The organism is Bifidobacterium sp. LH_450, from assembly GCF_056356715.1.
The window spans coordinates 9,173-23,311 of sequence record NZ_JBKEUU010000007.1 but is presented as its reverse complement, the minus strand read 5'-3'; the positions used below and the strand labels follow the sequence as shown (position 1 = coordinate 23,311).

Genomic DNA, 14,139 nt, shown 5'->3' with positions numbered 1-14,139 from the left:
CATGTTGGCTCGGGGTGCTGGGAAGATGGAAGGCATGGCTAGTAAGAAAGGACCGACCAAGGGGTCGGGAGGAAAGCATCGTAATGCACTGCGCGGCAAGGGGCCCACGCCGAAGGCCGAGGACCGCGTGTACCACAAGGCGTATGCGGCGAAGAAGGAATCGATGAAGCGGCAGCGTTCCGATCCGCGCCTTGCCGCACGCCGCCGCGTCGACAAGTTCACGTCCGACAGCGACGACATGGTCATCGGGCGCAATTCGGTGCTTGAGGCGCTGCGCGTCGGCGTTCCGGCCTCGACGCTGTACATCGCTTCGCACATCGACCATGACGACCGCACCCGCGAAATCGTCAAGCTCGCCGGGGCGCAGGGCCTGAACATCCTCGAGGCGGACCGCCTGGAAATGGACCGCATCGCCCGCTCTTCGCATCATCAGGGCATCGTCATGAAGGCGTCGCCGTTCCAGTACTCGTCGCTGCACGACCTGGCCGAGCGCGCCAACCGCAAGGCGAAGGCGATGGAAGGCGTATCGGAAAGCGCGCGCATCAAGTCGCGCCCGCTGTTCATTGCGCTGGACGGCGTTACCGACCCGCAGAATCTCGGTGCCGTCATCCGTTCGGCGGCCGCGTTCGGCGCCAACGGCGTCATCATTCCCGAGCGCCGTTCCGCCTCGGTGACGGCGGCCGCCTGGAAGGTGTCGGCCGGCGCGGCCGCGCACATGCCGGTCGCCCGCGTCGTCAACCTCACGAAGGCCATCGAAGCGCTCAAGGAGCAGGGCTACTACGCCGTCGGCCTTGACGGCGGCGGCGACAAGCTCGTCGGCGAAACCGGCTTCGAAACCGACCCGCTCGTCGTCGTACTCGGCTCGGAAGGCAAGGGGCTCTCGCGCCTTACCCGCGAAGCGTGCGACGCCATCGCCGGCATTCCGATGACCAGCATGGTCGAGAGCCTCAACGCGTCGGTCGCCGCTGGCATCACGCTCTACGCCGTCTCCCGCGCCCGCCGCGAAGCCGCCGCCAAATAAGCGTGGCTTGCCTTCGGGCGCCTTTTCGGCCTCTCAACGCACTCACTAACACGCTCACACACTCACTAACACGCTCACTCAATCACTAACACAATCATCTTTGTGATTGTGTTAGTGATTGTGTTAGTGCCTGTGATTGAGTAGGCAGCTGCCTCGAGAGGCGAAGAGCCAATCAGTAGGCCTTTTTGGGGGCGCGTTCGCTGAAGAGGTCCTCTGGTTTCCAAGGTTGCTTGGGCTGGGAAGCCTCGGCATCGGCTGTGCCGGTGCCAGCGTTCTGCGCCTTTGCGGTTCTTGGGGCCGCATTTTCGGCTTCGCGGGCGGCGGCTTCCCGGGCTTCGCGTTCAAGGTCGCTCGCGGAGGGATGCGCGGCCGGCGACAGGCGGAACTTCACTTCCGGCAGGTTCTGCGCCGCGCGCTTGACCTGCGAGTACTTGAGCCCGGTGCCCTCGGCGCATTCCTTGCGGGTGGAGCCGGGGTGCTCGGCCATCCAGTCGACGATGGTCTGCTGCAGCGGCGTGTACTTGCGCCCCGCCGCAGCCTGCTCTTCGGCGCGCTGCTTCTCGGCGCGCCGGCGCACGGCCGCCGCTTCCTCAAGCGTCGCGTAGCTGCCAAGGTACTTCTTTTCGCCGCCGACGCCGATAACGACGAAGAACGTGTTGCTCTTCGTGCGCCATACGCCGCGGATTCCCGACGACGAGGCGCCCGAGAACTGGTCGGCGGCGATTGGCCCCGACGGATTCGGCTTCTTCGACGTGCTGCTGCGGAATTTCAGATTCAGCCGGCGACCGATGTCGCAGACGGTGCCGTAGCCGACGCCGGTCTGCTGCGAGCATTCGCGGCGCGAGCCCTCCGGGTGTTCGTTGAGCCAGTTGACGACGCTGCGTTCACGCGGGTTGAGATCGCGATCCTTGATGCCCCGGTTGCTTTCCACCGGAAAACCAAGATCGAACCGCACGTCGATCTGCCGCACCGCCTTGATGCTCACGCCGGTGGCGTCGGCGCATTCACGGCGTCGGCCGATGGGGAACCGCTGATGGAATTCGATGACGGCACGTTCGTTGCCGGTAAGGTCGCGGCCGACCATCTGACGGCATTCTGCAGGAGATTTCGGGGGCTTCAGCCACGCTTCCTGCGGCTCGCCTTCCTGCGCTTCGACATGCTCCAGCGCAATCATTTCCTCGGCGAGGTCGATCGGCTCCGCCGGTTGCGCCGGCTGCGGCTTTACGCGCCGGCGATCGCCATAATACGATTGATTGCCGCGATACGTACGGCGCCTGTCGCCCCACTCCCCGGGACGGCCCTTTCTCTGTGCCATGGCCCCATCATCCCCGCCGTGCCGGACGAAGCAAACTGGCGCGAGAACACACCCAACTTGCTCGCTTACTTGCTCTCTACTCGCTCACTACTTGCTCAAAACTTGCTCGCAACTCGCTCAGAACATCTTAGTGAGCGAGTAGCGAGCAAGTAGAGAGCAAGTTGCCGTTCGTTCTTTTACCGTCGTGACCAGAGGGCGTAGAGGGTGCCGTTGCGGTCGATGGGGATAAGGCTGTTGCCAGAGGCATCGAAACCGAAGACTGAACCCCCGCCGGCAAAGGCGAGCAGGTCGTTCTTGACTGTCGTCCAGCCTTCGAAAACGTAGCCGTCGCGCACCGGGTCGAGCACCGGTTTCGTCAGATAGTCGCCGTCGAACACCCTCTGGTCGGCAAAAACGGCGTCATTGCCGCCGGGGGCGGCGCCGCCGTTCAGGTTGAACTTGACCGTCCAGACGGTGCCGGCCTTCTCCCAGCGCGCGTACAGCGTGAGATTCCCGGTCACCGCCGTACCGCCGCTGACAATCTCCTCGCCAGTCGCCGGATCGGTTGCCACCGTGCAGAACGCGAACTTCGTCGTCGAATCCTGCGTGACATCGCTGGTGTACCAGCCGACGAATTCGTACCGGTCGCGCTCGAGCGTGACGTCCGGTTCGCGCACGCAACCACCGTCGTCGACAATCTGGTCCGCGAGCGCCGCCGCCGTTTCCGCACTTGTCTGCACGTCGTCTGCGTTGAGATTGAACGAGACGGTCCACACCGTCACCCACTTCGGGAACAGCGTCAGGCCGTCCGCAGGTACCGTTTCCGTCGCGAAATCGAATAGCGACGTGCCGTTCGGCTGCGTCGTCCAGCCATCAAGCCGCTTGCCGTCGGGGACGTCGAGACTGATCGGCGAAATCCGCTCGCCGACGACGGCGTAGATGGAAACGTCGCCGGTCGAGTCATACATCGCGCCGTCCGAGTCGGTATGGAACGTGACGAGGGCTACGTTGGTGCCGTTATCCACCCATTTTGCGTAGATGGCGACCGGCTCGGTGACGGGCGCAGAGAAATTGAACGCCGTCGTGCCGCCGTCCTCGCTCACCCAGCCGACGAACTGCTCGTCGGCGCGGCTGCCGACATATTCGGCCAAGTCGTCGACGCTCATGGTCGCGCCGTACTCAACCTGCAGCGCCGTGGCGACGTCGCCGTTGACAACGGTGACGGTCACCATGCCGCGCTGCCAGACGGCCGTCAGCGTCAGGTCGCCATCCAGCGCCGTCGCGAAATCGAACAGTCCATACAATCCTCCAGCAATTTGCTCGGCATCTGCCGTGCTCCACCCGACGAACGTGTAGCCTTCACGGGTTGGCGCTGCCGGTTCACTGGCCGCAGAGCCGAGTTCCACCGTCTGTGCGGCTACGCTGGAACCGCCGTTGCTGTCGAACGTGACGATGGCGCCCCGCTGCCATTGCGCATAGAGCACGGTGCGGGCGGTGATGGCGTCTACGCCGAACTGGAAGTAGTCGCCATCGTCCGCGGCGGTGCGCGTCCAGCCCTTGAGCACGTAGCCGGTGCGGCCGTATGGGTTGACAAGCGGGTCCGGGTTCTGGTTATCGGCAATCGTGACGGTGCCGCCAAGCTGGACGAGTTGCGGGTCGACGTGCCAGTCGAAGCCAGGTTCGAACGTGACGGCGGCGACGGCCGGCTGGTAGGCGTAGACGGTCTTGTCGCTGGAAATCAGCCAAATTTCCGCCTCGCCTTCGGCCGAGTTGCCGGCCGCCACCTGAATGACGGATTCCGGCAGCGCACGGTCGTCGTTGTCCGGGTCCTTGCTCAGCCAGCTGCTGCCGCCCTGCCGCACAATGAACTCGAACTGGTGCACGCCGGCGTCGGCGCTGACGGTGAACTCGGAGACCAGTCCCCAGTCGTCATGGCCGGTGAACGCGAACGAGGCGCTGCTCGTGCCGCCATTCCACCACGTGTACAGGTCCCAGCCGTACCAGGCGTCGGAGGCCATGTCGTATTCCTGGTAGTTGCCGTCGGCGCGCAGGTAGTGCACCTTGACCTTGAGCGTGGTCGGGTTCTTGACGTCGTTGGCGCTCTCGATGGTGGTGGCGGCACGCCAGTCAGCCGAATGGTTGTAGTACTGCGCCTTGCCGTACGCGTCCGGGTTCTGGCCGTCCAGCCAGCATTCGATGGCGCCGCGCACCTTCTCGTAGCCCTTGCCGTTGTTCTCGTTGAGCACGTTGGCACCGTAGGAATCCCACGTCACGCTGATGGCCGGCACGTCAGCCAGCGACACCACGTCGCCTGCCGACAGCGTGGAGTCGTTGACCACGCGGAACATCACCGTCGTGAAATCGTAGCCGTCGAGCGTGGCGGACATCCGCTTGCCCCACGAATCGTTGACGGCGTCGAACGGGAAGTAGGTGGGTTCCATCGTCTGTCCGTTGACGTCGGTTCCCCACGCGACAATGCCGGTCGACGCCGCGGAACCGTTGTAATGCACGGTGAACAGCGTGGCGACGCCGGTCACGCAGGTGTACGGCACGCCGAGCTTGGCGTCATGGTTGCGGATGTAGATCGTCGTCGTGCCGGCGGCGACTTCGTACAGTTTCGATCCGCCGTCCGTCGACAACCCGTCGTTGTAGTCCCACAGGCCGGAGCTGCCGGACGGATCGTTCGTGAACCGGTACGTCGTGCGCGACTGGCTGACGTCGGGAATGGTGACTTCGTACCAGGTGCCGCCCGCCTCATCGAGACCGAAGCAGGTGCGCCCTGCCGTCACGTCCGCCGACGGCGTCATTCGGTACGGGGTGCCGTTGAGTACCGTCCCGTCCGGCGCGACCTGCACGTACAGGTCGTCCCAGCCGTACGAATCCGGCAGGAAATAGTAGATGGTGAGCGCCCGGTCGCCAATCTTGTCAGTCGCCGCCTGATCGTCGTAACCAGGGTTCGCCACCCGGTTGCCGGCCGTGTCCGTCCACGTTGCCGGCGTGGCCGCATAGTAGATCGCGACGGCGCCGCGCTTCGGCACAATCGCCGTGAACTGGCCGTTCTCGACGGTGACGGTCCGCGAACAGTCGGTGCTGTTGTAGACGTCGCAGTAGATGCCATCCGGCAGGTTCGTCGAGTAGGTGACGTCCTGCGATTCCAGCGTGTTGTTGATCGCGAAGAACCCGACGTCGTTGCCGTCGGAGTTCGTCCTGGCGAACCCGAGGTGACCGGTCGCCGGCTGCTGCCAGCTGGCGACGAAAGCGTCTCCGACGGCGTTATGGAAGCCGATCATGCCGCGCACCGACGTCCAGCGCTGCTGGCAAAGCCACTGGCCGTACTCGAGATCGGCGCTGGCCGTCCCGTCCATCGCCGCGCAGGCGACGTCCAGGTCGGTTCGCGGCACCGACGTTTCGCTCGCGCCGGTGGGGCCGGCGTCGGTGTCATTGGGGTCGGCGTAGTAGCTCGACAGAATCTGCGGCTGCCCGTAGCCGTACGCGAGCATGAATCCCATCGCGATTTCGTAGCGGCCGCCGTCGCTGTAGTTCAGCGTTTCGGAACCACGCTCGGTATCCCAGTTGTTGACGAATACGGTAGCGTCATCGGAATCCAGCAGTCCGCTGGAAATCCACTGCAGTTGCGACAGTGAACCGTTGAGATACGACAGCAGCCGGTTCGCGTACGTGAATTCGGAAACCTGACCGGTCGCCACGTACGCAGACGGCGCGAGCTCGGCCGCTTCCCCGCTGTGATAGATGACTTCCTGCTGGAACGGAATCTCGTCGGCGGCGACGCCGATCTTCGCCGCCAGCTTCGCCTTGATGGCCGCGAGATCGGTCTGCGCAATGTGTTTCGCGGAATCCACGCGGTAGCCTCGCACGCCAAGATTCCACAGGTGCGCGAGATACTCCGCCTGGATTTCGCGTACCTTCTCGCTGCCGGTATTGATATCCCACATCGTCGAGAGCCGGCATTCCTGTACTTCCGTCACGTTCGTATAGTCGGCGATCGCCGACTTGCAGCTGTGGAAATCGCCGGACGCCAGGCCGTACTGGTAGTTGTTGCCGCTCTCCTCATACTGCGTGATGCCGATGCCGAGATACCTGCCGTACGTGCCGTTGTATGCGGTGCCGTTGACGCCGAGCTGGTCGTCCACCCACGACACATCGGTACCGGACGTGTGATTGAGGACGACGTCGGCGATGATGTCAATGCCGGCGGCATTGCACCGCGCGATCATGCTTGCGAACTCGGCTTCGGATCCGAACTTCGAGTTCAACGCATACGAAATCGGCTGGTATGACGTCCACCATTCCGTGCCGCGGATGCTCTCCTGCGGCGGGGAGACCTGCACGTACCCCACGCCTTCCGGCCCGTACACGCGCTCGCATTCGTCGGCGATCGTGTTCCACGACTGCTGGAACGCGACGACCGTCACGTCACGTTTCTCGTTCACGCTCCCCTGCAACGATTCGACCGTCACCGGCGTTCCCGTTCCAGAGGCGTTAGCGTTCTCCTGCGCCAATGCAGCTGTCGGAACGCTGAAGGTCATCGCGAGGCCGAGGACGAGCGCGAGCAGGCGCTGCGGCAGTGCGCGCAGGTGACGATCCGCCGGCCAACGCTTCGGCGACGCTGCACGGTACGTTGACTGCCGGCGAGCGCCGGCATGGCGCGGAGGGTCCGAAGCGCGGTGACGGCCATGACGTTCCGCGTGAAACATATGATCGTTCTTCATCGCAGCGTCTCCTTGTCAGTTCCCGAGCCGGTTGCCGGGCGAGTTGCCGAGTCAGTTCCGGTTGCCGTGCCGCCGGCGCGCCGTCGCATGCTGGCCGTGCATGGGGTTTTCCGGTTGGCGAGCAGCGCGCTCATCCACAGCGCGGCCGCGAGTGCGAGTGCGCCGAGCACGCTCCACCCGATCCACAGACCGTCGCCGCCGGTCGTGGGCAGGTTGAAATACGGTTCGGATTTGTTGGTCAGCGCAAAGACGTAGTGGTCGTCAGAACCGACGGTCGTGACGTTGCCGTTGCCGTCAGTCACCGGGTCGCCGTTCTCGTCGGTGACGATGGTGCCGGTCAGGTTGGCGACCGTGCCCTCGTAGTCGTCGAGCGACGTGTGGCCGAACTCGTCGGTGACGGTGAACTGTTCGGTCAGCGAGTAGGCGACCAGCGTACCGTCGGCGTACTTCGGCAGGTTCGTGAACGTGTACGTCCAGTTGTTGGCTTCATTGAGCACGATGCAGCTGACGCCGACGACGGTGGAGACGTTCGTATCCACGCAGTCGCCGTCACTGAAACCGCTCGGATACGTCACCGTGGATTCGTCCACCCAGGTGCCGTCCTCGTCGGCCACCGCGTTGGACTGCGGCACCGGCCAGCCGTTGGATTCCGGCCACAGGCTGGAGAGCAGCCAGACGGTCACCGAATCCGGCCGCGTGCCATTGTGGTCGTCCAGATCGTCCCACGTCTTCGTCACCGTCACCGCGGTGGTGGCCGGCGTGTGCGTGTTGGTTACGGTAATCGCCGTCACCGTGCCGTTGGCGTCGGTCTCCTCCGTCATCTGCGGCGAGCAGTCGGCGATTGCCGCCGTGCCGGACGAATCAGCACCGGCGCCATCGTCGGCCGAATCGTCACTGCCGGTGCTGTCAGCAGCCGCATCCCCGTCCAAAGTCACAGCATCGTCACCAGCGGACGAATCGTTCGCACTGTCGACAGCCGACGTGCACTGCCCGTTCTCGTCGTAGCCGTTGTATTCGACAATCGGCGTTTCCGCGACCGAATACGTGTACGGATTGCCGTACGCGTTGTTCGCCGGCAGATTCTCGAGCGTCCAGTGCCATTCGCCGTCGCCGGTCACGCGCAGATTCGTCGTGATCAGCGTGTCCGTACAGGTCTCTTCGCGGCCGCCGACGGAGCAGATTCCAGTGCCGTAGACGATGACGCTGATGGCAGACGGCCGCACGCCGTCCTGGTTGTCGGCGTCATCCCACACCTTCGTCAGTTTGAGATCGTTCGCATCCGGCGTATGGATGTTATAGATCGTGAACGTCAGTCCGTTGAGCGACGTGCGCTTGTAGATGCGGTTGTGGTATTCGTCGGCGCCGTCGCCGATCACCGTTTCGTTGACCGAGTAGCTGATCTTCGTGCCGTCGGCGTCATAGACAGGCAGATCGGTCCAGTCATATGCCCAGTTGTTCGTGCTGTCGAGCGTCTCCGTGAGTTGCGTGCCGTCGTCATCCCGGCAGATTTCGCCGTTGCAGTACAGCACGGCGGTGACGGTCAGTCCGGAACGGTACCCGTCGTTGTCGCGGTCGTCTTCCCAGCGTTTGACGGCGGAAATCGCCGTGTACTCCTGCTCGGCGTTGGTGACGGCAATGACGTTGCCGCTACGCAGCGTGCCGTTGACGATGACCTGGCCTTGCGCAATGGTGAACGAGATTGGCGACCCGCTCACGCGGAATCCGTCCGGCGCGGCCGTTTCCGTCAGCGTATACGTGCCGTCCTCGAGCGTGCAGAGGGTCGGCGTGACGTCGGTAGAGCACAGCGGGCTCGAGCTCGACCCGCTCACGCCGGTCGTCCACGTCACGTTGACGGCGCTGTGCTCGAACGTCACTCCCGAGAGCGTGAACTCGGCGCCGACGAGTTCCGTACCGCCGCCGATTCCCGTCTTCGAGATCGTCACGTCAGTGGTGCCCGGCGCGTCCGTCATCGTCACCGTATTGCCGCCCTGCGCCACGCCGTTGATCTCGACGGTACCGGCGAGCGTGACGGTGAAGACGATGTCGTCGGCCGTCTCGTACCCGTCCGGCGGCGCCGATTCGTGCAGCCGGTACGTGCCCGGCACGAGCGTGATGGCATGCGGCGTGCCGTTCGTGACCCACGTCACCGGCGCAATCGTCTCGCCGGCGAGCGTGGTGCCGGTGATCGTCAACGTGGCGCCGCTCAGCTCCCCTACGCCGTTCGTCAGGCTCGTCTTGCTCACCTTGGCATTGACCGTCTCGAAATAGTCAACGACGGTCACCAGATTGTCGCTGGCCGGTTTGCCGTTGATCAGCACGCCGCACGAACCGTCCTCCTGCTCGTAGACGGTAAACGCAATCGGGTCGGCCGCCTTGTAGCCAGTGGGACTCTTCGTTTCCGTCACCGTATACTGCCCCGGCTTGAGATCAAGCTGAACCGATTCGCTCCCCGAACTCGTCCACGAAATCGGCTCGATCTGTTCGCCGTCCGTCGTCGTGCCGGTGACGGTCAGCTGCGAGCCTGCCAGCAGATTGCCGCCGACGTCGACCTTCGAAATCCACACGTAGTCGTCTTTCGGATGGTGCGTATTCGTCACCGTCACCGTGCCGTCGGTACCGTTCGCGACGGTCGCCACGTACCCGTTCGGCACGTTCACCTCGCGTACCGTGTACAGGATTGGCGCGCCGGCACTGTAGGCCGGCAGGTCGCTGAACTGGCCACTCCAGTCGCCGTTCTCGTCGGCCCGCAACGTCAGCGTCTGACCAGTGGCCGTGCCGTCCGCATACAGTTCGACGACAACATGGTCGGGCCGGCTACCGTCCTTGTTCTCGTCATCGTCCCAGATCTTCGTGACCGGCACCGCCGTGGTGAGTGGCGTGTGAGTGTTAGTGAACGTGCAGGCGAGCGGCGTGGTGCCGTCCGTCATGCCGATGGCGCTGTCGGCCACGCCGTTGCCGCCGGTCACCGTGTGCTCGCCGCTCGTGCACCGCCACGTCGTCGTGTAGTCGAACCCGGTCGCTTCCTTCATCGTTTCGGTCACCTTGTAGACGATGTCGTCCGAACCGTTTTTGATGGGCAGATTCGTCCATTCGACGGTCAGGCCCGATTCGGCGCCGTTTGGCTTGATCGTCTTCGCCTGGCCGGCCACCTCGGTCCAGCCTTCGCTGTCCTTGTCGCAAACGCTCAGGCCGTCGGTCGCGCACTGCCACAGGTGGAACGTGATGGTCTGCCGTGCGCCGTCCTGGTCGTCGGCGTCGTTCCACACCTTCGTGGCCGTCACCGACGTCGTCAGCGGCGTGTTCGGGACGGTCACGATGTTCGTCTGCGTACCGTTGTCATCAACCGCCACGCTGCGGCCATTGACGATGACGTTGCCGGCTTCGGTGATGACGATGGTGATTGGAGCGGCCTGCGCGTACCCGTCTGGCGCCGCCGTTTCGGTCAGCGTGTAGGTGCCGGCCGTCAGGTTGGCGAACGTCGCTTCGGTGGCCGTGCAGGAGACGAGCACGGCCGCCGCGCTGGCCGCCTGGGCGTCCACGCCGGCGGCGCAGTCGTCGGACCTCCACATGACGGTGTCGAAAGTCGCGTCGCCGTCCTTGGTCAGCGTGAACGTCGCCCCGGGCAGCGGCGCACTGGTACCGTCAACTTTCCTGAGCGTGAAGCCGGTCTTCACCTTGCCGGTGTTGCTGACCGCCCACAGGTAGGTCTGCAGCGTCGTCACCTTGCCGGTAGAATCCTCGACGGTCGCGATGGTCAGCTCATGCTCGGTGCTGTCCTCCTCAAGGATAGTGATGCCTTGATAGGAGGAGGCTGCCATGTTATTCGGATAGACCAGATAGATGACGACGTCCTCGCCGGTGCAGTTCTCGCCGACCGGGTCCGCACCTTTCAGTTCGGCAGCGACCTGGCAATACCCTTCCGGTGCCTGCGTTTCGCGGACGCGGTAGATGGTGTCCGGAGCGAGCATGACCGACGACGTGTAGCCGGTCGAGCTCGATGTCAACGTCGACGTGATGGTCGAGTTGCCAATGACGCGCCACACGGTGCTGTTGTCCTTCAACGGGTCGACGCTCAGCTCGTCGACGCTGAACGTGGCGCCGCCGAGCGGGTTCGTCGTGTCGCCGTCAGCGTACTTGTAGATCTGCAGGATGTTGGCGTCCGACGTAATGCCGGCCTTCGCCTCGATGGCCTCCCCCTGCTGGTCGGTCTTCGTCTGGCCATAGTCGCTGGCCACGCCGGACAGCCTAATCTCATTCGAGCCGAGCCCGGCGAAGCTGTCACCCGGCGTGAGCAGCACGAGCGCCTTGTAGCTGATGAGCACCGGCGTGGCATCCGGCACCTTGAACACGATCGTCTTCGTCGACGGATCATACGAATAGGAGGCCGCCTCGATTTCCTCGCCGGTCGTCTTGTTCGTGAAGGCCACCGAATCCATGCGCAGTTCGAGACCGTCGCCAAGCACATCGGTGAGCGTGAGCGCCTTGCCGCCGTTGAGCGTATTCGCCGTCGCGTTCACGGTAACCGAGTAGGTGATGTACGGCGCCGTAGTGCCGTCGTAGGTGGAGCTCTTGTTGACGAGCTTGCTGGGAGCCGCCCACACCGAAGCGCTGTCGGGCTCCTGCCGCTGGCCGTCGACGCTGATCGTGGCGGAATTCCGGTATTCGCTCGTACCGCTCGGCGCCGTCGCATAGTCGAACGCCGTGTCGTAGACCAGATTGAAGCCGTCTGCCGTCTGCGCCTGGGCAAACGCGGCACTCCCGGCGGCAATCGTGAACGTGACGGTGCCGTCGCCGTTGTCGGTCACGGTGATGCCGTCATAGGCGGGGTACGCGTTCGCGCTGCCGTTCCATACCATGTTCCTGCCATAGCCGACGGCCGAGCCGTCGACGTACCGCAGCCCGGTCGGCAGCGTGTCGGTAATCGCAATGCTCGTCGCGTTGCTGGCCACGTCGTGGATCCACAGCTGCCACGTCATCAGGCCGGTCGTGTCCTTGCCGGTGGTGTTGTACTGGTTGTAGTAGTACAGGCTGGACTTGGCCATGTTGTCGCCGACCGGCTGGAACTGCGCCGTCACCGTCTGGTTGCGCGACGTGGCCGTGTTGCAGAAGTACGTGCCGTTGTCGACGGAGCCGTTGACATAGGTGACGTACTGCAGGTACAGCGTAGTGTCGCTGGCGATCGCGTCGTGGAACGTGATGGCGACCGACTGCTGGTCGGAAGCGACGGCAGTCGAGTAGCTGCCGGCATACGGCTGTGTCATCGCGGCATCGGTGTACACGGTGACGACGGTGGCATCGGCGAAATACTGCTGGTTCGAACCGCACATGTTCCCGGCCGAATCGACGCCGACGGTGTCAGTCAGCACGGTGCCGGCCGGCAGGTCGTCCTGCGCGGTGAACGTGACGGTCCACGGCAGCTGGCTCATTTCCATCGAGCTGCCGGCGTACGTTTTCGCGAGCGCGACGGCATCCTTGCCGATTGTCACGGTGCCGGTGCCCGTCGCCGTGCCGGTGCCGTCGCCGGGCGTGACGGTGACGGTGTTCGCATACGTGACTTTCTCGCCGCTGCCGGCCGCCGGCAGGCTGGCCGGGTCGGCCGTCACCGAATACGTGAGCACATACGCCGGGTAGGCGGTCCCGTCAGCCTGCGCCGGCAGCGTGACGGTGCCGGCGAGCAAATCGGCAATCGTCGCCGTCGTGACGAGCGGATTGGCGTCATACCACTGGTTCTGCTGGGACCTGATTGTCACTGTCGCGTTGCTGTCGGCGCTCATGTTGCTGCCGAGCGCGTCCTGCACGGTGGTGGCAAACGTCAGCGGGTCGGCATCCGCCGGCGGCACGATCGTAATCGTCCAGGTAATGACGCAACCGGTGCCGCCGGCCAGGCAGTCGGCGTCCGCACTGGCCTGCGAGCCGCTCTTCGTAACCGACCAGTTACTGTTCATCCACAGCGAGTTCGACGTCTCCTTGCGTTCCGTCGACTGCTCGCTGTAGTAGGTGACGTTGTTGTAGACGCGCTGCATCTGCGTCCAGTCGTTGCTCGTGGACGCGGCGGTGACGGCAGCGCGGTCGACCTGCACGAAATATTTGACATACAGCGTCTGCCCGTCGGCCATCGCGTTGACGTTGAGCGAGAACGAATGGCCGTCCTGCGTTTCCACATACCATCCGCCGGTGTACGGCTGCGTGCAGTCGGGGTCGGTATAAATCTGGATGGACGGATCGGACAGCAAATTCAGCAGATCGCCGGCGCTGTCCTGAATCTTGACGTTCGTGTTCGTGCCCGTCGACGTGACGTCGACGACGAAATAGTAGACGGTGTTGTCGTCGGTGGAGACGGCGCCGCTCTTGTATGCCTGCAGTCCGTAGCTCGGCGTGACGTAGACGTCGAACGTGCCGTACCCGGGGAACGTGAACGAGGCGTTGCCGCCGTTGGAATCTCCTGTCGCCGAGCTGCTGACGGTACCGTCGACGGTGACGTACGCGGAAACGTTCTTGCCGAGGTCCGACGTGATGGTGACGGTGACGGTACCGTCGGCGACGGTGAACGTGCCGACCTGGTTGCCGTAGTTGTCGTAGACGGCGGTGTCGGACAGATTGCTGAAATCGATGCCGTCCGGCAACGCGTACGTGAACGTGTCGCCGGCCTTGATATCGACGGAATTCGGCACCTCCCACGTCAGCCGGAACTCGACGTCGTCGCCGTACTCCACCGTCATGCCGCTCGAATAGTCTTGGCCGTCGAATTTCAGCGACGACTGGTCGGCGTCGATCCAGCCGGAATTCGTGCCGAGATTGTAGTCGGTTGCGTATGCCGTCATCGCCGGCACCGCGAACAGGCTGGTGAGCAACGACAGCACCAGCGCCACGATCACTACCGCCGCAAGCATCCGCCGTTGCGCCACAATCGCGGCATTGCCCTGTCCGGAATGATTCGCGCCGTGTACGGTATGGCGCGATAGCGGCGTGACCGTCGCGGTGGGCGCCGCATGCCTGCCAGCGTGGGAAGCGACACTGCTCCCACGTTTCCAATTCTGCCTGTGCATAGCGTCTCCTCTGTATGCGCTGCAACACTGCAGTAGCTCTCTGCCCGG

4 protein-coding genes are annotated in these 14,139 nt (G+C 64.0%); 1 reads left to right on the top strand and 3 read right to left on the bottom strand.

Features of this window, described 5'->3' with window-relative positions; all coding sequences use genetic code 11:
* The first annotated feature begins 34 nt into the window (after positions 1-34).
* A complete protein-coding gene (rlmB, locus tag AC1AXT_RS08465) occupies positions 35-1,021 on the top strand; it encodes a 23S rRNA (guanosine(2251)-2'-O)-methyltransferase RlmB (RefSeq protein WP_476542128.1) in 987 nt (328 codons plus the stop codon).
* A gap of 172 nt (positions 1,022-1,193) precedes the next feature.
* On the opposite strand, the gene AC1AXT_RS08460 is transcribed toward rlmB, so the two are convergent.
* The 3 genes from AC1AXT_RS08460 to AC1AXT_RS08450 form a co-directional block, all read right to left on the bottom strand.
* Positions 1,194-2,336 (bottom strand): hypothetical protein, encoded by a 1,143-nt coding sequence (locus AC1AXT_RS08460; RefSeq protein ID WP_476542126.1) that lies wholly within the window; start codon positions 2,334-2,336, stop codon positions 1,194-1,196.
* Between the two features lie 176 nt (positions 2,337-2,512).
* Complete coding sequence (locus AC1AXT_RS08455) at positions 2,513-7,045, bottom strand: InlB B-repeat-containing protein (protein WP_476542124.1); 4,533 nt, start codon at positions 7,043-7,045, stop codon at positions 2,513-2,515.
* A complete protein-coding gene (locus AC1AXT_RS08450) occupies positions 7,042-13,950 on the bottom strand; it encodes a Cna B-type domain-containing protein (protein ID WP_476542123.1) in 6,909 nt (2,302 codons plus the stop codon). The genes AC1AXT_RS08455 and AC1AXT_RS08450 overlap by 4 nt, the downstream gene beginning before the upstream one ends.
* Between the last annotated feature and the right edge of the window lie 189 nt (positions 13,951-14,139).